This is a genomic window from Streptomyces zhihengii (assembly GCF_016919245.1).
Taxonomy (GTDB): Bacteria; Actinomycetota; Actinomycetes; order Streptomycetales; family Streptomycetaceae; genus Streptomyces; species Streptomyces zhihengii.
The window spans coordinates 2039153-2057610 of sequence record NZ_JAFEJA010000001.1; the positions used below are offsets into that span (position 1 = coordinate 2039153).

Genomic DNA, 18458 nt, shown 5'->3' on the forward strand with positions numbered 1-18458 from the left:
GGTTCTGGGGAGGCGCCCCGACGCCCTATCGTGTGCGCATGACTGTGCCCGAGCTGATCCGCATCGTCTCCCGTTCCTCCCCCATGGCCCTGGCCCAGGTGGAACGCGTCCGCGCCGCGCTGACGGCGCTTCACCCGGGTCTGCGCACCGAGGTCGTGCCGGTGGTGACCACCGGGGACCGCTGGATGGGTGATCTCGCGCAGGTCGAGGGCAAGGGGGCGTTCACCAAGGAGGTGGACGCCGCGCTCCTCGCCGGCGAGGCCGATCTCGCCGTGCACTGCGTCAAGGACATCCCGGCCGACCGTCCGCTGCCGGCCGGGACGACGTTCGCCGCCTTCCTGGAGCGCGACGACATCCGCGACGCCCTGGTCCACCCGGGCGGGCTGACGCTCGACGAACTGCCCGCGGGCACCCGGATCGGCACCTCCTCCGTGCGGCGCACCGCCCAGCTCGCCGCCTCCCACCCGCACCTGGAGTGCGTGGCGATGCGCGGCAACGCGAACCGGCGGCTGGAGAAGCTGCACGCGGGCGAGGCAGACGCGCTGCTGCTCGCCGTCTCCGGGCTCGAACGCATCGGGCGCCCCGACGTGATCACCCAGGTGCTGTCGCCGGAGATCATGTGCCCGCCGATCGGCGCCGGTGTCCTCGCCCTCCAGTGCCGCGAGCACGACACCGAGGTCGTCGACGCGGTGAGCGGCCTCGGCGACCCCGACGCCCATCGCGAGACCACGGCCGAACGGATGCTGCTGCACGTCCTCCAGGGCCACTGCAACAGCCCGATCGCCGGTTACGCCCGGGCGGAGCGCAACGGGGACCTGTCGCTGCGGGCGAAGGTCTTCACCCCCGACGGCAAGACGGTCCTCAACGCCCACGAATGGGCCGGTCCGCTGGACCCGGCGACGCTCGGCACCTCGGTCGCCGTGGCCCTGCTCCGCCAGGGCGCGCGGGACCTGATCGACTCCATCGCGCACTGACCCGGCCGGCGGCCTACGCGCCGCCGTGCCAGGAGCGCCACAGGGCGGCGTACCGGCCGCCGGAGGCGACCAGTTCGTCATGGGTGCCGAGCTCGACGACGCGTCCGCCGTCGACGACGGCGACCCGGTCGGCGTCGTGCGCGGTCTGGAGCCGGTGGGCGATGGCGACGACCGTGCGGTCGGCCCGTACGGCGGCCATCGCGCGCTCCGCCTCGCGGGCCGTGGCCGGGTCGAGCAGCGCGGTCGCCTCGTCGAGGATCAGCGTGTGCGGGTCGGCCAGCACCACCCGCGCGAGGGAGAGCTGCTGGGCCTGCGCCGGGTCGAGACGGGTGCCGCCGGGGCCGAGCGGGGTGCCGAGCCCCTCGGGGAGATCCGCGGCCCAGCCGGCGCCGACCAGGGCCAGCGCGGCGCGCAGCTCGTCGTCGCCGGCCCGTGGCGCGGCGATCGTCAGATTGTCGCGCAGCGTCCCCAGGAACACATGGTGTTCCTGCGTCACCAGCACCACCCGGCCGCCGAGTTCGCCCGCGGCCGCCAGGTCGGCGACCGGGACGCCGCCGAGGCGGACGCCGCCGGCCCGCGGCCGGTCCACCCCGGCGAGCAGCCTGCCGATCGTGGTCTTGCCCGCGCCCGAGGGGCCGACGATCGCCAGCCGCTCCCCCGGGTGCACCCGCAGGTGCACATCGGTCAGGACGTCCCGGCCCCCGGCGTAGGCGAAGTGGACGCCGCTCATCTCGATCCGGTCGTCCGCGGGCTGCGCCACCCCGGGCACCGGTTCCGCGGCGGCGAGGGCGACGCCCTCGATCCTCGCCAGGGCCGCCCCGCTGCGCTGGAACTGCTCGGCCCACATCAGCAGCCGGTCGAACGGGTCGGTGAGCTGCCACATGTAGAGGCTGCCCGTGACCACCGTGCCGAGGGCCGTCCGCCCGTCGAGGTGGGCCCAGCCGCCCGCCAGCAGGGTCGTGGCCACCGGCAGCACATGGGCGAACTCGTTGACCGGGAAGAGGACGGACCGCAGGAACAGGGTGCGGCGGACGGCTCCGTAGGAGGCGCCGATGGCACGGTCGGCCTCCGCCACGCGCCGTGCCGCGAGGCCGAACACCTCGACCGTGCGGGCGCCTTCGGCGGTGGCGGAGACGCTTCCGGCGGCGTCGGACGAGGCCTCGCCCTCGGCCAGGTACGCCGCCCGCGCACGGGCGAGGTACCAGCGGACCGACCCCCACACCAGCGGCAGCGCGGTGAGCGCCCACAGCCCGAGCAGCGGGTCCAGCAGGAGGACGGCGGCGTAGACGAACAGGATCTGCGCGACGGCGACGGCGACTTCGGGGACCGCGACGCACAGGGTGGTGGCCACGGTGGTGACGTCCATGGCCGCGCGGATCGTCAGGTCGCCCGTACCGGTGCGGGCGACGACGGAGGGCGGCAGCGCGAGCGCCCGGTCGACGGTGTCCTCCCGCAGCCGGGCGAGGGCGCGCTCGCCGAACCGGTGGGAGCCGCGCAGCGAGAACCGGGTCAGCACGAGCTGGACGAGGGCGCAGACCACGGCGGCCAGCGCGAGCCGGTCGACCGACCCGGTGGTGGCCTCGCCCGCCTCCAGGAGGGTGACGATCCTGCCCAGCAGCCAGGGGCCCGCGAGCCCGGCGACGGCGGCGAGGGAGGTCAGCAGGACGATGCCGGCCATCGCCCACCGGTCGGCCATGACCAGGCGCACCACCGCGCGGCGCACGGTCGCCCGGTCGGCGACCGGGAGCCGCGGCTGCCCCGCTGCGTCCGCGGTCACCGCTCCCCCTCCGTCCGCGCCGCCCCGGGGCCCTTCCGGCCGGGCGCGGGAGCTGCGGCACCCCCGGGAGGACCGGGCACGGGGGCATCCGGGGCCTCGGCGGCCCGGCGGGGGCCGGGCACGGGGGTGTCCGGGGCGGGCGGGGGCGGGGCTTCGTCGTCCCGGCGCGGGGGCGGGGCCTCGGTGGCCCCGCGGGGGTCCGGGGCAGGGCCGTCCGGGGCGGGCGGGGGCGAGGGGGCGGCGGCCCGGCGCGAAAGCGGGGCTTCGGTGGCGGCCCGGCCCGAGGGCGGGGCGGCGGCGGCCCCGCAGGGGTCCGGCGCAGGGCCGTCCGCGGCCGGCGAGGGAGAGGGGGCGGCGGCCCGGCGCGAAAGCGGGGCCTCGGTGGTGGCGCGGCCCGAGGGCGGGGCGGCGGCGGCCCCGCAGGGGTCCGGCGCAGGGCCGTCCGCGGCCGCGAGGGAGAGGGGCGGCGGCCCGGCGCGAAAGCGGGGCCTCGGTGGTGGCGCGGCCCGAGGGCGGGGCGGCGGCGGCCCCGCAGGGGTCCGGCGCAGGGCCGTCCGCGGCCGGCGAGGGAGAGGGGGCGGCGGCCCGGCGCGAAAGCGGGGCCTCGGTGGTGGCGCGGAGGACCAGGGCGCGGTAGTCCGGGTGGGTGCGCAGCAGTTCCGGGTGGGTGCCGGAGGCGGTGATCTGGCCGTCGACGAGGAGGTGCACCTCGTCGCACCGGTCGAGCAGCAGCGGTGAGGTGCCGGCGATCAGGGTCGTGCGGCCGGCCCGGGCCGCGCGGACCCGGTCGGCGACCTCCGCCTCGGTGTGGGCGTCCAGCGCCGACGTCGGCTCGACGAGCAGCAGCACCTCGGGGTCGGCGAGCAGGGCCCGCACCAGGCGCAGGCGCTGGCGCTGGCCGCCGGAGACGTTGCCCGCCCGGGGGTCGAGCCGTGCGGCGGTGCCGCCGGGCAGGGCCTGCGCCACGTCCTCGGCGACCGCCGCCCGCAGGGCCTCCGCGAGGGCCCGCGGCGGGGCGGGCACACCGGGCTGCACGGCCTCGCGCAGGGGCCCGGCGAAGAGATGGGCGTCGTTGTCCGCGACCAGGATCCGGCGGCGGACGTCGGCGAGGGGGATCGCGGCCAGCCGCGCCCCGCCCCAGGTCGCGCCGGAGTCGGTGAAGCGGGCCAGCCGGTCGGTGACGGCGCGTGCCTCGTCGAGCCGTGCGCTCACCAGTCCGGCCGTGCGACCGGGCCGCAGCGTGAGCCCGGAGACGGGGTCGTGCAGGGCCGCCGGGCCGCCGGGCGCGGGCACGGCGCCGGGGGTGCCCGCCGGGTCGGCGACACCGGGTTCCAGGGCGAGGATGCCGACGACCCTGCGGGCGGCGACCAGGCCCCGGGGGACGTCGTCCGCGCCCTCCACGAAGAACCAGACCGGGACGAGGAGGGAGGCGACGTACCCGTAGACCGCGACCGTCTCCCCCACCGTGATGTCGCCCGCGGCCGCCATCCGCGCCGCGATCCAGGTGACGAGGGCCAGGAACAGCACGGGAAGACACGCGCCGACGGCCTGCACCCAGCTCGTGAACGCGGCCACCCGGTATCCGTCCGCGAGGAGCGCCCGTGAACGCTCGCGGTAGCGGTGCCCGTGGGCCGCCTTGCCGCCGAGGCCGCCGAGCACGCCCAGTCCGGACACGATGTCCTCCGCCCGGGCGGTGAGGCGCCCCTGCTTCTCCCGGTAGGCGCTCTCGGCGCCGTGCAGCCGCCCCAGCAGCGGACCGACGGCGAGGGCCAGCAGCGGCACGCCGAGGAGCACGACCGCGGCCAGGGTGCCGGAGACGCCGAGGAGCAGTGCCGCGGTCGCGCCGTACGCCACGACGGCGCCGATGCCCGGCCCGGTGACGGTCAGCGCGCGGGCGATCCGGCCCGTGTCGCCCGCCTGAAGCTGTGTCAGCTCCCCCGCCGACACCTTGGCGGGCAGCGTGGCGCCGAGGGCCGCGACATGGCGGACGACGACCTGGAGCGTGCGGTAGGCAGCGTCCGTCCTGACCATCGTCATGGTGCGGTGGCGCAGCATGCCGAGGACGGCGACGACGACGCCGGTCGCGACGATCGCGGCGGACCAGCCCAGCAGGGCGCCCCCGTCCCGCGCCCGCAGCCCGTCGTCGACGGCGCGGGACAGCAGGTACGGGGGCACGATCAGCGCGCACATCCACAGGGTGCCCCAGAGCGTGCCCAGCAGGACGCGGTGGAGCTGTGCGACCGTCAGCCACCACAGGAACCGCAGCGGGCCGCGGATGTCCGGTGTGCCGGGGTCGGCGTGCGGGACGTGGGAGAGACGGCGGCCGGTGCGCCCGGCCGGCACTACTCCTCGAAGTAGGCGTCGAGCACGGCGTCCAGGCCGGCCGTCCACTCCTTCAGCCGGGCGCGGCTGTCCGCGTCCACGTCGGCGTTGAACCACCGGTTGGCCGCGGTGTGCACGGTGACGGTGAACCGGCGGCCGAAGCGGGCCGGGGTCGTCTCCACGGCGCCGATCTCGTCCCAGCGGAAGTCGGCCTCCTGGTCGTCCAGGCGGAAGACGATGCCGTCGCGGCCGGCGCTGATCGAGCCGCGGCGGTCGCTCGCCTCGAAGACGGGGCCGTCGGCGGTGTCCGTCCCCGTCTCGGAAGCGTCGGTGGCATCGGCATCGGCGCCGGCGTCGGCGTCGGCGTCGGCGTCGGGCGTCTCGGACGCCTTCGGCGTGTCGGAGGGCTCGGCGGAGTCGGAGGGCTCGGCGGAGTCGGAGGGCTCGGACGCCTCGCCGGACTCCGTGTCGGATCCGGTGTCCGTCGCGGGGACGGCGTCCTCGGGGTCCTCGGGCTTCTGCTCCCCCGCCGCCCCGGCAGGGGTCTTGGCAGGGGCTCCCGCGGACGGAGACGTACCGGTCAGGCCGGGCACGAAGGACGGGTTCGTGCTCGCGGCGAACTCGGGCTTGGTGTTCGGGTCTATACGCTGCTCCACGGCGGGCAGTATGGACGACGAACCTGTCAGAGGCCAATGCGTGCCGCCCGGTACGGGGCACATCCGGCGGGCAGTTGCCGGTCCCGCACCCCCGGGACCGGGTGCCGCCGGCCCCCGCGTCCACCCCTGCCGACCCCTGACATCCGCCGCCCGCACCGCCCCGGATCAGGGGTGTCCCCGTACCCGGCACCCGACTACGGTGACGGGGAGGTGTGCCGGGCCTGTGTGCCCGGCCCGCGACCGGTACACGAAGCGATACGGGGGTGGCACCGTGCACGGCGGTGACGGGGGCGGCGACGGGACGGGCCGGCTGCTCGCGGTCAGCGACCTCCACTCGGCGATCGGCGACAACCGGCAGCACGTCGACGCGGTGCGGCCGATGTCGGACGGCGACTGGCTCGTGGTCGCCGGGGACGTGGCCGAGACGAGTACGGACATCGAGGCGACCCTGCGCACCCTGGCGGGCCGCTTCGCGAAGGTCGTCTGGGCCCCCGGCAACCACGAGCTGTGGACCGTCCCCTCCGATCCGCTGCAACTGCGCGGCGAGAAGCGCTACCGCCATCTCGTGGAGATGTGCCGGGAGTTGGGCGTGGTGACCCCGGAGGACCCCTATCCGGTCTGGCGGGGGCCCGGCGGACCGCTCACCGTGGCACCGCTGTTCGTGCTGTACGACTACACCTTCCGCACGCCCACGGCGTCGTCCAAGGAGGAGTCGCTGGCGCAGGCCGAGAAGGCGGGCATCGTCTGCACCGACGAGTACCTGCTCGACCCCGCGCCGTACGCCGGACGCGACGCCTGGTGCCGGGCCCGGGTGATGGAGACCGAGGAGCGGCTCGCGGCCGTGGACCCGTCGGCCCCGCTGGTCCTGGTGAACCACTTCCCGCTGGTCCGCGAGCCCACCAGGGTGCTGCGCTACCCGGAGTTCGCCCAGTGGTGCGGCACCGAGCTGACCGCCGACTGGCATGTGCGGTTCCCGACGGCGGCCGTCGTCTACGGGCACCTCCACATCCCCCGCACCACCTGGCACGACGGCGTCCGCTTCGAGGAGGTGTCGCTCGGCTATCCGCGCGAGTGGCGCGCCCGCGGCCTGCCCCTGGGGACGAACCCGTGCCGTCAGATCTTTCCCGAGCTGGAGAAGGCGTGATCGAGGACATCCTGCCCGCGGGCATACGGTTCGCCGAGGCGTTCGACGACAGCGAGGCACCCGACTGGTTCCCGGAGGAGGAGGCGCTGGTCGCGCGGGCCGTGGAGAAGCGTCGCCGCGAGTTCGCGACCGTCCGCCGCCTCGCCCGCACCGCGCTGGGCTCGCTCGGCGTGCCGAAGGTGCCGCTGCTGCCGGGCAAGCGCGGGGCGCCGCAGTGGCCGGACGGGATCGTCGGCAGCATGACCCACTGCGCCGGGTACCGGGGGGCGGTGGCGACGCGGGGTTGCGACTTCGCCTCCGTCGGCATCGACGCCGAGCCCCACGAGCGGCTGCCCCAGGGCGTGATGGACGCGGTGTCCCTCCCCGAGGAGCGGGAGCGGCTGGCCGCGTGGCCGGCGCTCGCCGCCGGGGTCTTCGCGGACCGGCTGCTGTTCAGCGCGAAGGAGTCGGTCTTCAAGACGTGGTACCCGCTGACCGGGCGGGAGCTGGGCTTCGACGAGGCGTCGATCACCTTCACCTGCGAGACGGCGGTCTCGGGCAGCTTCGGCGCCCGGCTGCTGGTGCCGGGCCCCGAGGTGGACGGGCAGCGGGTGGACCGCTTCACCGGCCGCTGGACGGCGCGGCGGGGGCTGGTGCTGACGGCGATCACCCTGCCCGCCGTCCGGATCCCCGCCCGGGCGGCGCACGAGGACACCGCCCGCCGGACGGCCCAGGACCTCGCCCGGCGGGAGCCGTAGCGGCCTCCGCGAGCCGCGCATCCGCTCCGCTGCGGGCCCCGGGGGGTGCGACCCCGGGGCCCGCAGCGGCCTGACCGGGGTCCGACCCCCGGCCCTGCACCTGCCCCGCATTGGCACACGCGCCCCGAGCGCCTCACCCGCCGCACCCGTCACGGGCCGCGAAGATCGACTTTACTAAACCATTACCTTAACTAAACGGTTTACTAGACAACGTTGTCAGATGCGGCCAGAGTGTGCCCCACGGGGCGAGGGACCGCTTCCCTCCAGGAAAGAGGTGGACGACGTGACGGTGTACGGAGCACTGGACATCGGAGGCACGAAGATCGCGGGCGCGCTCGTCGACGGCTCGGGCTCGGTACTGGTGCGGGCCCAGCGGCCGACGCCCGCCGCCGAGCCGGCCGGGACGCTGATGGCGGCGGTGGCGGCGGTCCTCGACGAACTCGCCACCGACCCCCGGTGGGACGCGATGTCCTGCCTCGGCATCGCCAGCGCGGGCCCGGTGGACACCTCGGCCGGCACGGTCAGCCCCGTCAACATCCCCGGCTGGCGCCGCTTCCCGCTCGTCGACCGGGTGGCCGCGCACCCGCGCCTGCCGCGCGGGCTGCGGCCGGTGCTCAGCGGCGACGCCGTCGCCATGACGGCCGCGGAGCACTGGCGCGGCGCCGCGCGGGGTGTCGCGGACGCCCTGTGCATGGTGGTGTCCACCGGCGTCGGCGGCGGACTGGTCATCGGCGGGGCCGTCCACACCGGCCGGACGGGGAACGCCGGGCACATCGGCCACATCACGGTGGACCTCGACGGGGCCGTGTGCCCGTGCGGCGCGCCCGGCTGCCTGGAGGGGCTGGCCAGCGGTACGGCGATCCTCGCCCATGCGCGGGCCGCCGGATGGACGCCGCCCCCGGGCGCCACGGCCGACGCGGCGGCGGTCGCGGCGTCCGCCCGGGCGGGGGACCTCCGCGCGGCGGCGGCCTACGAGCGGGCGGCGCAGGCCCTGGCGGCGGCGATCGCGGCGACGGCCGCGCTCGTCGAGCTGGACCTGGTGGTGATCGGCGGCGGGGTGGCCCAGGCCGGCGAGACCCTGTTCGCGCCGCTGCGCCGGCATCTGGCGGCGTACGCGGTCCTCGACTTCACCCGGGGCCTGCCGGTGGTGCCCGCCCGGCTCGCCCTGGACGCCGGGCTGGTCGGCGCGGCGGCCATCGCCGCGGCGGCCCGCGGCGGGCAGGTGCCGCCGCCCGCGCCGCTTCCGGCCGCCGCGGCCGTGGCGGGCCCGCGCGGGTAGCGGATCCGGCCGCACCGCACGGCGGTGGTGGTCCGGGAACGGACGGTCACACCACGGTGCCGGGGTCCGAGAACGGACGGTCACACCACGGTGCCGGGGTCCGAGAACGGACGGTCACACCGCGATGCCGGGGTCCGAGAACGGACGGTCACACCACGGTGGCGGGGTCCGAGAACGGACGGTCACACCGCGATGCCGGGGTCCGAGAACGGACGGCCGCACCACGGTGCCGGGGTCCGAGAACGGACGCCAGCACCGCAGTACCGGTGGTCCGCGACCCGGCGGCCGCACCGCAGTGCCGGTCGCCCGCGAACGGGCGGCAGGGCCGCACCCTCGGGGGTGCGGCCCTGCCGTAGGTATCCGGTGGTCGACGGCGCCCTAATGGGGGGCGGGCGCCGTCGAACCGCGCGGGGTGAGGGAGGGGGTGGGGACCTGGAGCGCCCCGGTGTGGGTGCCCTCGATCACCCCGAACAGCGTGCGGGCCACCTCGGCGCCGAAGTGGTGCACGTCGTGGCTCATGGCCGACAGGGTGGGGTGGGTGATGCGGCACAACTGGGAGTCGTCCCAGGCGAGCAGGGAGACGTCGTCGGGGACGACGAAGCCCATCTCGGCGGCCACGCCCGCGCCCGCGACGGCCATGATGTCGTTGTCGTACACGATGGCCGTGGGCCGCTCGGCGGAGAGCAGCAGGGAGCGGGTGGCCCGGGCGCCCTCCTTGCCGTCGAAGCCGGTGGCGATCTGCCGCCCCTCCGCCAGGCCCAGTTCCCGCATGGTCGTGGCGAACGCGGCTGCGCGGATGGCGCTGTGCCCGAGGCCGGCCGGGCCGCCGACCCGCGCGATCCGCCGGTGCCCGAGAGCGGCCAGGTAGCGGACGGCCTCCGCCGCCGCCGTGGCGTCGTCCGTCCACACCGCCGGGAAGCCGCCGGTCAGCGACGGATGGCCGACGGCGACCGCGGGCAGCCCGATGGCCTGGAGGGACGGCACCCGCGGATCGTTCTCGTGGAAGTCGACGAGGACGGCGCCGGCGATCGTCTGGCTGCGCCACCAGGTGGTGTAGAGCTCGATCTCCTCGTCGAGGTCCCGCACCAGGCGCAGCAGCAGGGAGCAGGAGCGTTCGGCGAGGACGCTCTCGATGCCGGAGATGAAGTCCATGTAGAACGGTTCGAGCCCGAGGAGCCGCGCGGGCCGGCACAGGGCCAGTCCGATGATGTCCACGCGCTGGCTGGAGAGGCTGCGCGCGGTCACGTTGGGTGCCCAGCCGAGCTCGCGCGCCGCCGCGAAGATGCGCTCGCGGGTGGCCTGCGAGACGCCCGGCTTCTGGTTGAAGGCCAGCGAGACCGCGCCCTTGGAGACTCCGGCGCGGGCCGCGACGTCCTTGATGGTGACGCGTGCGGGGCTGTTCACGCCGTGTCCACGCAGAACAGGGCCGCCCGTACGTCGGCCTCGGTCACCGGCGGGCAGCCGGTGACGCGGATGCGGACCTGTTCGCCGGGGAGCAGGGTCACCAGGCCCGTGTCGGCCGCGGCCGAGGGGCCGAACCGGTCGGCCTGGAGGAGGAGATCCCTGAGGAGGGTGTGCGCGCTCACCACGACATCGACCCTATCGCCCTGACCCGGGACCGGTTCCACACCGACGTCGTACGACGGCCGCGGGTAGGCGAAGTCCTTGTCGGGCACGGGGAAGTGCAGGGCGCGCAGGCCGTCCGCATCGGCGGCGAGGAACTCCTTCGCGGACGCCCCGTCCGGCACCAGGCCGTCGGGGACGGGCAGCCGCACCACCGAGCGGGGGGCGGCCGTCACGTCCAGCACCGCCCGGTGCAGGGTGCCGCCGCCGGACTCCAGCCGGCGCAGGGCGACGGAGGTGCGCCACTCGGTGGCGGACTGGTTCACCACGGCGAGCGTGAGCCCGGCGCCGGTGCCGCTGCCGTCACCGTCACCGCCGCCGTCGGAGCCGGAGCCGGAGCCGGAGCCCGGCAGCAGGGTGAGCAGCCGGTCGGCGTAGACCCGGCGCAGTTCGTGGTGGAGGGGCTTGAGGCGGCCGTCGCCGTCGATCGCGGCCCAGGAGCTGACCGGCCAGCAGTCGTTGAGCTGCCACACCACGGTGCCGGCGCAGACCGGCCAGTGGGAGCGCCAGTGCTCGATGCCCGCGGCGACGGCGCGGGCCTGGACGACCTGGGTGAGGTGGTGCCAGCGGTCGAAGTCGCCCTCGGGGAGCGGGAAGTGCCGGGCGAGGCCGCGGTTCAGCTTGCCGTTGCCGTCCTCGGCCTTCTGGTGGTGGAGCATGCCCGGGGAGTCGGGCGCGAGCGTCTCGCCCGGCAGGGCGCGGCGCAGGGTCGCCATCGCGGGCGGCGCCTGCCAGCCGAACTCGGCGACGAAGCGGGGCACGTCGGCGCGGTACTCGGCGTAGTCCTGGCGGTTCCACACCTCCCAGGAGTGGTGGGTGCCGTGCGCGGGGTCGTTGGGGTGGTGGTCCCAGGAGCCGGACCAGGGGCTGCCCGCGGTGTAGGGGCGGGTGGGGTCGAGCTCGGCGACGATCCGGGGCAGCAGGCCGAGGTAGTAGCCCTCGCCCCAGGAGTCGCCGGCGAGTGCCGGCTCCCAGTCCCAGTCGCGGAAGCCCCAGAGGTTCTCGTTGTTGCCGTTCCAGAGCACGAGGCTGGGGTGGGGCATCAGCCGGACAACGTTGTCGCGGGCCTCGGCGTCGATCTCGCCGCGCAGCGGCTGCTCCTCGGGATAGGCGGAGCAGGCGAAGAGGAAGTCCTGCCAGACGAGCAGGCCCAGTTCGTCGCAGGCGTCGTAGAAGGCGTCGTCCTCGTAGATGCCGCCGCCCCAGATGCGGACCAGGTCGATGTTGGCGTCGGCGGCCTGGGCGAGGCGGGTGCGGTAGCGCTCGGGGGTCACCCGGGTGACGAAGGCGTCGTCGGGGATCCAGTTGACGCCCCGGGCGAAGAGGCGTTCGCCGTTGACCACGAGGGTGAAGCCGGTGCCGTGCTCGTCGGCTGAGCGGTCCAGCTCCACGGTGCGGAAGCCGATCCGGCGGTGCCAGGAGTCGAGCGGTCCGTCCGCGTCGCGCAGGGTGACGCCGAGGTCGTACAGGGGCTGTTCGCCGTAGCCGCGCGGCCACCAGAGCCGGGCGCCGGGGACGTCGAGGCGGAGCACGGCCTCGTCCCCCTCGAAGGAGACCTCGGCGCCGGCGCCGTCCACCGAGACGGCGGCGGTGAGCGTGCGGCCCGCTCCGCGGGCGGTGCGCTCGACGGTCAGCCGTACCTCGACGCGGCCGGTGCCGTCCTCGACGGTGACCAGCGGGCGGACGGAGGCGAGGCGGGCGGTGGACCAGTGCTCCAGCCGGACGGGGCGCCAGATGCCGGCGGTGACCAGCGTCGGGCCCCAGTCCCAGCCGAAGTTGCAGGCCATCTTGCGGATGTACTGGGAGGGCTCGGGATACACGTTGGGCCGGTCGCCGGTGAGGGCGCGGACGCGGTCCGCCTCGTCGTAGGCGGAGCCGAAGCGCACGTCGAGCTCGCCCGCCAGGCCCGTGACGTCGAAGCGGTGGGTGCGGTGCATGTTGCGGGTGGTGCCGACCGTCCGGCCCGCGAAGGTGACCGTGGCCGCGGTGTCGAGGCCCTCGAAGACGAGATCGGCGCGCTCGTGCGCGCTGTCGTGGGCGACCTCGGTGCGGTAGGTCCAGTCACGGCGGCCGATCCAGGCGACCTCCTTCTCGCGCTCGCCGATGTACGGGTCCTCGATCAGGCCGGCGGCGAGCAGATCGGTGTGGACGCAGCCGGGGACCGCCGCCGGAAGCGATTCCCCGTCGTGAAGCAGGCTCCAGCCGTCGGTGAGCTGGGTGACGTCCTTCATGGTGCGGCTCCAATCGCCTGGCGCAGGCCGGATGGTGGACAACGGCGCTCAACGTAACGCGGTGATCCGGTCCTGTCCATAAACCGGTCAAGCTACGAAGGCTCCATGTGACGGCCGCCGACCTGCCCTGACGCCATGGGACTCGATGCACCGCTGGTAACGATTGCGCATCGTGGTGGAAATCAGAGCTTTACCGGTTCACACCCGCCTGCCATAGTGCCGACATCCCACCCGTAGACCTGAGCCGCCATCCTTGAGGAGTTGGGCACATGGGGAAGAAGAAGACCCTTGTCTGCGCACTGGCCGTCGTCACCGCGCTGACCGCTGCGGGATGCGGCGGTGGAGGCACGGCCTCCACGGAGACGGCGTCGGCGCCGGCCGACCCCGCGAAGGTCTCCGGCACCATCACCGTCCTGACCCACCGCACGGATCTGGTCAAGGACGGGTCGATGGAGGCCTACGCGGCCGAGTTCGCGAAGACCTATCCCAAGGTCAAGGTGAAGTTCGAGGGCCTCACCGACTACGAGGGCGAGGTCAAGATCCGGATGAACACCGAGAACTACGGTGACGTCCTGATGATCCCGGGTGCCGTGGCCAAGAACGACTACCCGAAGTTCTTCGCCCCGCTGGGGACGACGGACGAACTGAGCGGCACCTACCGCTTCAGCGACAAGACCGATGTGAGCGGCAAGGTCTACGGCATCGCCCAGTTCGGCACCGCCAACGGCTTCATCTACAACAAGTCCGTCTGGGAGAAGGCCGGCGTCACCGAGTGGCCGAAGACGCCGCAGGAGTTCCTCGGCGCGCTGAAGGCGATCAAGGACAGGACGGACGCCACGCCGTACTACACCAACTTCAAGGACGGCTGGCCGCTGACGCAGTGGAGCGCCAACATCGGCTCGGTGACCTGCGACACCGAGGCGAACAACAACCTCGCCAGCGCGGTCTCGCCGTGGAAGCAGGGCAGTGAGCTCAACGTCATCGACACCCTGCTGCACGACACCGTCAAGGGCGGGCTCATCGAGAAGGACCCCTCGACGACCAACTGGGAGGAGTCCAAGAACCTGCTCGCCAAGGGCACCATCGGCACCATGATGCTGGGCTCCTGGTCGATCACGCAGATGCAGGCGGCGGCCGTGACCGCGGGCGGCAGCGCCGACGACATCGGCTTCATGCCGTTCCCCGTCCAGAAGGACGGGAAGTTCTGCGCCACCCTCACCTCGGACTACCAGCAGGCGGTGAACATCCACTCCGAGCACAAGGAGGCCTCCCGCGCGTGGATCGACTGGTTCACGGCGAAGTCGGGCTACGCCGCCAAGGAGGGCGCCGTGCCCGCGGTGAAGGCAGACCCCATGCCGGCCACGCTGAAGTCCTTTGTTGACAACGATGTCACCTTCACCGAGCGCTCCGAGACCAAGACCGGCACGGTGAACGCCATCGACAACGCCGCGGAGATCGGCCTCGCCAAGCAGGACTACCGGCAGAAGCTCGTCGACATCGCCCGCGGGGCCCAGAAGGGCAGCCTCCAGGACTACTTCGCCGAGCTCGACAAGAAGTGGGACGAAGCCGCGAAGACCGCCGGTTCCTGACAGCCGGCAGAGGCGGGCCCCGGCCGCACCGACACCGGCCGGGGCCCCCAGCCGCCGCGCGAGCGGACGACGAAAGGCCCCCGACAATGACCGAGACGACCGACGCCGTCACCGCCAGGACGGCCACCGCCGGCCGCCGGGCCGCCCCCGGCCCGCCGAACCGGCCGGGGCGGCGCTCCGCCCCGCGCCGGCTGCTGCCCCGGATCACCCCGTGGCTGTTCCTGCTGGTGCCGCTGGCCCTGTTGGTGACGTTCACCTATGTGCCGGTGGCCAACATGGTCTACTACAGCTTCACGGACTGGGACGGCGTGAGCCCGGACCGGAACTTCACCGGCGTGGACAACTACACGCAGATCTTCACCCGGCCGGAACTGTTCCGGGTGTTCTTCGTGAGCTTCTACTATCTGGCCGCGTCCGTGTTCCAGATCGCCGTCGCCCTGTACTTCGCGACGGTGCTCAGTTTCGACCTGCGGTTCCGCAACCTGTTCAAGGGGATCCTCTTCTTCCCCTATCTGATCAACGGCGTCGCCATCGGCTTCGTGTTCCTCTACTTCTTCCAGGACGGCGGCACCCTCGACTCCGTGCTCGGCTGGTTCGGCGCCGGGACCGACCACGCCTGGCTGGGCGATCCCGCCTCCGCCAACACCTCCCTCGCGGGCGTGTCCGTCTGGCGGTTCACCGGACTGAACTTCGTCCTATTCCTGGGCGCGATCCAGTCCATCCCCGGCGAGCTCTACGAGGCGGCCCAACTCGACGGCGCCTCACGGTGGCAGCAGTTCCGCCACATCATCGCCCCCAGCATCAAGCCCGTGGTGAGCCTCAGCATCATCCTGGCGATCTCCGGATCCCTGTCGGTCTTCGAGATCCCGTACATCATGACCGGCGGAGCGACCGGCACCTCCACGTTCGTCATCCAGACGGTGAAGCTGGCGTTCCAGTTCAACAAGACGGGCCTGGCGTCGGCCGCGGCGGTCGTGCTGCTGCTGATCATCCTGCTGATCACCTGGATCCAGCGCCGCCTGGTGCCCGATGAGAAGGTGGACCTCGTATGACCGCGCACACCGCGACCCCGCCGACCACCCGGCCCCGGCCCCGGCTGGGGGGCGTCCTGGTCTACCTGTCGCTGATCGCCGCCGCACTCGTCGTGCTGCTCCCCCTCGGCGTCGTCTTCCTGACCTCGCTGAAGACCTCCGAGGAGGTCGCCGACGGCGGGGCGACCTCGCTGCCCGGCGACTGGCTCAACTTCTCCAACTACGTCACCGCGTTCTCCGACGGCCGGATGCTGACCGCGTTCGGGAACACCGCGTTCATCCTGCTCTTCTCCATCACCGGCACGGTGATCATCGGCTCGATGACCGCCTACGCCATCGACCGCTTCCGCTTCCGGGCGAAGAAGCTCGTGATGGCCCTCTTCCTCGTGGCCACCCTGGTGCCGGCCGTGACGACGCAGGTGGCCACCTTCCAAGTGGTCAACAGCTTCGGCCTGTTCGACACCCGGTGGGCGCCCATCCTGCTGTACATGGGCACGGACATCGTGTCGATCTACATCTTCCTCCAGTTCATCCGGTCCATCCCGGTCTCCCTGGACGAGGCGGCCCGGCTGGACGGCGCGAACGCCTTCACGATCTACCGCAGGATCATCCTGCCGATGCTGAAGCCGGCGATCGCGACCGTGGTGATCATCAAGGGGATCACCGTCTACAACGACTTCTACATCCCCTTCCTCTACATGCCCTCCCAGGACCTCGGCACCATCTCCACCGCGCTGTTCCGCTTCAAGGGGCCGTTCGGAGCCCACTGGGAGAACATCTCCGCGGGTGCGATCCTCGTGATCGTCCCGACCCTGATCGTCTTCCTCTTCCTCCAGCGCTACATCTACAACGGCTTCGCGCAGGGGGCCACCAAGTAGCCGTCCCCGGCCCCCGGTTCACGGCCGCGACGCCCGCGCACCCCGCCGGGCGACGCGGCCGCGGCGTGTCCCCGTCCCGCCCGCTTCCGCCTCCGGCGAAGGAGACCCTTGTGGCCCCGCCCATCAGCCCGCTCGACCACCGGTACCTCGGTGAGCACCCCGTGCGCACGCTCCGCTACCTGTTCCGCCCCGACCGCGCCCGGATCGCCGGCGCGGTCGCCGTCTTCTTCGGCAAGCACGCCCCGGTGTGGCTGCTGCCACCGGTGACCGCGAACATCATCGACGTCGTCGTCCAGCACCGCCCGATAGCGGAACTGTGGTGGAACTGCGCGGTGATGCTCGCCGTCCTCGCCCTCAATCTGCCGCTGCACCTGCTGTACGTGCACTGGATGCACGGCTCGATCCGCCGGACCGGGCGCGATCTGCGGGCCGCGCTGGTGCAGCGGATGCAGCAGCTCTCGATCGGCTACCACAACCGCACCAGTTCGTCGGTGCTGCACACCAAGGTCATCCGGGACGTGGAGACGCTGGAGACCGGCGTGCAGCAGACCGCCGACAACGGCCTCACCGCCGCGGCGACCCTGACGGGCGGCCTGGCGGTGATCGCCGTCGTCACCCCGGCCTTCCTGCCCGTGTTCCTGGTGCTGGTCCCCGCCTCCGCGCTGCTGGTGGTGGCCCTGCGGTCGCGGCTGCGGGACCGCAACGCCAGCTTCCGGCACTCGGTCGAGCGGCTGTCCTCCAGCGTCAGCGAGATGACCACCCTGATCCCCATCACCCGCGCCCACGGCCTGGAGCGCACCGCGCTGCGCCGGGTCGACCGGGACCTCGACACCGTGGTGCGCGAGGGGTCGCGGCTGGACCTGCTCAACGGGCGGTTCGGTTCGCTGTCCTGGATGGTGCTCAACGCGCTCGGCATGGCCTGCCTCGCGGGCGCCGCGCTCGTCGCGTACCACGGCTGGCTGGACGTCACACCGGGCGCCGTGGTCATGCTCAGCGCCTACTTCTCCAGCCTCACCGGCTCGGTGACGACACTGCTGACGCTGGCGCCCGTCATCGGCAAGGCGCTGGAGTCCGTGCGTTCCGTCGGCGAGGTGCTCCAGGCGCCCGACCTGGAGGAGAACGACGGCAAGGACCAGGTGGCGCGGGTGGCCGGCGAGTTCCGCTTCGAGTCGGTGGGCCTCCGTTACGAGGACGGGGAGCGGCCGGCGCTGGACGGCCTCGACCTGACGGTGCCCGCCGGCCAGACGGTGGCCCTGGTGGGCGGCTCGGGGGCGGGCAAGTCGTCGGTGCTCGGCCTCGTCCTCGGCTTCCACCGGGCCACCGGCGGACGCATCCTCCTGGACGGCAGGGACCTGGAGGAGCTGGACCTGCGGACCTACCGGCGCTTCGTGTCGGTCGTGCCCCAGGAGTCCATCCTCTTCGAGGGCAGCATCCGCGAGAACGTCGCCTACGGCATGGCCGACGTCTCCGAGACGGCGATCCGGCAGGCGCTGACGGACGCCAACGCGGCCGAGTTCGTGGACCGGCTCCCCGACGGCCTCGACACCGTGGTCGGCGAGCGCGGCGCCCGGCTCTCGGGCGGGCAGCGCCAGCGCCTCGCCATCGCCCGCGCGCTGATCCGCGATCCCCGGGTGCTGGTCCTCGACGAGGCGACGTCGGCGCTCGACGCGCGCTCGGAGGCGCTGATCCAGCAGGCGCTCACCCGGCTGGTCGCGGGCCGCACCGTGTTCATCGTGGCCCACCGGCTGTCCACGGTGCGCGGCGCCGACCGGATCGTCGTCATGGACCAGGGCCGGATCGTCGAGTCCGGCACGCACGAGGAGCTGCTGGCCCGGGCCGGGGCCTACGCGCGCCTCCAGCGGGCGCAGTTGGCGTGAGGCGGGGGAAATCCGAAAATCCCGGCGGGAAGGATTCCACGCAGATCACACCCTCACTCTGCTGAACCGGTTAATGGACGGGAAACGTAGAGGCAGGGCTCGGCTCTGTCAACGCTTCTCGCACGATCCCGGAGCTGCCGCCGCCGCGCCGCCGTCGGGCATCGCACCCGCCCCTGCGGCGAGGGGTGCCACTCCGATGCAGGTGGGAGCCATGATCACGATCGCTCGCGACGGCACACGCGACGCGTGCACGGCACCGGGACCGGACGGCCGGCCGATCCCCGTGCCGCGCACACGGCGAAAGGGAGGCGTTCTCGTCGAACTCCTTCGCCGGGATCGA

At 73.6% G+C, this 18458-nt stretch carries 12 protein-coding genes and 1 pseudogene; 8 read left to right on the forward strand and 5 right to left on the reverse strand.

The genetic code is table 11. The annotated features are described in order from the left end of the window. The first annotated feature begins 38 nt into the window (after positions 1 to 38). The gene (gene hemC, locus JE024_RS08395) at positions 39 to 974 is read left to right on the forward strand and encodes a hydroxymethylbilane synthase (protein WP_205373004.1); all 936 of its coding nucleotides are present in this window, start codon (positions 39 to 41) and stop codon (positions 972 to 974) included. 13 nt (positions 975 to 987) lie between these two features. Here the strand turns inward: hemC and JE024_RS08400 are convergent, their stop codons facing one another. The 3 genes and pseudogenes from JE024_RS08400 to JE024_RS08410 all read right to left on the reverse strand — a co-directional run bounded on the left by JE024_RS08400 (position 988) and on the right by JE024_RS08410 (position 5729). Then, positions 988 to 2751 carry an ABC transporter ATP-binding protein gene (locus JE024_RS08400; protein WP_244883143.1) on the reverse strand — a complete coding sequence of 588 codons (1764 nt, stop codon included), beginning with the start codon at positions 2749 to 2751 and terminating at the stop codon, positions 988 to 990. An 834-nt stretch (positions 2752 to 3585) separates the two neighbouring features. Beyond that, positions 3586 to 4941: pseudogene (locus JE024_RS08405) on the reverse strand (ABC transporter transmembrane domain-containing protein); the annotation flags it as partial. Between the two features lie 152 nt (positions 4942 to 5093). Then, positions 5094 to 5729, reverse strand: a complete 636-nt coding sequence (locus JE024_RS08410) for a hypothetical protein (protein WP_205373005.1) — start codon at positions 5727 to 5729, stop codon at positions 5094 to 5096. A gap of 271 nt (positions 5730 to 6000) precedes the next feature. On the opposite strand from JE024_RS08410, the gene JE024_RS08415 reads away from it, so the two are divergent. From JE024_RS08415 to JE024_RS08425, 3 genes are all read left to right on the forward strand, one after another. Next, positions 6001 to 6873, forward strand: a complete 873-nt coding sequence (locus JE024_RS08415; RefSeq protein ID WP_244882696.1) for a metallophosphoesterase family protein — start codon at positions 6001 to 6003, stop codon at positions 6871 to 6873. Next, on the forward strand, positions 6870 to 7610 hold the full coding sequence (locus tag JE024_RS08420) for a 4'-phosphopantetheinyl transferase family protein (protein ID WP_205373007.1): 741 nt from the start codon (positions 6870 to 6872) through the stop codon (positions 7608 to 7610). Before JE024_RS08415 ends, JE024_RS08420 begins: the two co-directional genes overlap by 4 nt. 283 nt (positions 7611 to 7893) lie before the next feature. Further along, positions 7894 to 8889 carry an ROK family protein gene (locus JE024_RS08425; protein WP_244883144.1) on the forward strand — a complete coding sequence of 332 codons (996 nt, stop codon included), beginning with the start codon at positions 7894 to 7896 and terminating at the stop codon, positions 8887 to 8889. A 378-nt stretch (positions 8890 to 9267) separates the two neighbouring features. Here JE024_RS08425 and JE024_RS08430 read toward each other — a convergent pair whose 3' ends face one another. Together JE024_RS08430 and JE024_RS08435 are read right to left on the reverse strand one after the other, a co-directional pair. Then, positions 9268 to 10293 carry a LacI family DNA-binding transcriptional regulator gene (locus JE024_RS08430; RefSeq protein WP_205373009.1) on the reverse strand — a complete coding sequence of 342 codons (1026 nt, stop codon included), beginning with the start codon at positions 10291 to 10293 and terminating at the stop codon, positions 9268 to 9270. Then, positions 10290 to 12743 (reverse strand): glycoside hydrolase family 2 protein, encoded by a 2454-nt coding sequence (locus JE024_RS08435; RefSeq protein ID WP_205373010.1) that lies wholly within the window; start codon positions 12741 to 12743, stop codon positions 10290 to 10292. The genes JE024_RS08430 and JE024_RS08435 overlap by 4 nt, the downstream gene beginning before the upstream one ends. A gap of 269 nt (positions 12744 to 13012) precedes the next feature. Here JE024_RS08435 and JE024_RS08440 point away from each other — a divergent pair, with 269 nt between their 5' ends. The 4 genes from JE024_RS08440 (at position 13013) to JE024_RS08455 (ending at position 18118) form a co-directional block, all read left to right on the forward strand. Beyond that, positions 13013 to 14332 carry an ABC transporter substrate-binding protein gene (locus JE024_RS08440; protein WP_205373011.1) on the forward strand — a complete coding sequence of 440 codons (1320 nt, stop codon included), beginning with the start codon at positions 13013 to 13015 and terminating at the stop codon, positions 14330 to 14332. Positions 14333 to 14418: 86 nt separating this feature from the next. Continuing rightward, positions 14419 to 15384 (forward strand): carbohydrate ABC transporter permease, encoded by a 966-nt coding sequence (locus JE024_RS08445; protein ID WP_205373012.1) that lies wholly within the window; start codon positions 14419 to 14421, stop codon positions 15382 to 15384. Then, complete coding sequence (locus JE024_RS08450; protein WP_205373013.1) at positions 15381 to 16241, forward strand: carbohydrate ABC transporter permease; 861 nt, start codon at positions 15381 to 15383, stop codon at positions 16239 to 16241. The genes JE024_RS08445 and JE024_RS08450 overlap by 4 nt, the downstream gene beginning before the upstream one ends. A gap of 110 nt (positions 16242 to 16351) precedes the next feature. Further along, positions 16352 to 18118 (forward strand): ABC transporter ATP-binding protein, encoded by a 1767-nt coding sequence (locus tag JE024_RS08455; RefSeq protein WP_205373014.1) that lies wholly within the window; start codon positions 16352 to 16354, stop codon positions 18116 to 18118. The last annotated feature ends 340 nt before the right edge of the window (positions 18119 to 18458 follow it).

What these genes read in the sequence shown, in the direction of transcription:
- JE024_RS08440 (WP_205373011.1), top strand. Translation starts at nt 13,013, where the DNA reads ATGGGGAAGAAGAAGACCCTTGTCTGCGCACTGGCCGTCGTCACCGCG.
- JE024_RS08435 (WP_205373010.1), bottom strand. Translation starts at nt 12,743, where the DNA reads ATGAAGGACGTCACCCAGCTCACCGACGGCTGGAGCCTGCTTCACGAC.
- hemC (WP_205373004.1), top strand. Translation starts at nt 39, where the DNA reads ATGACTGTGCCCGAGCTGATCCGCATCGTCTCCCGTTCCTCCCCCATG.
- JE024_RS08450 (WP_205373013.1), top strand. Translation starts at nt 15,381, where the DNA reads ATGACCGCGCACACCGCGACCCCGCCGACCACCCGGCCCCGGCCCCGG.
- JE024_RS08445 (WP_205373012.1), top strand. Translation starts at nt 14,419, where the DNA reads ATGACCGAGACGACCGACGCCGTCACCGCCAGGACGGCCACCGCCGGC.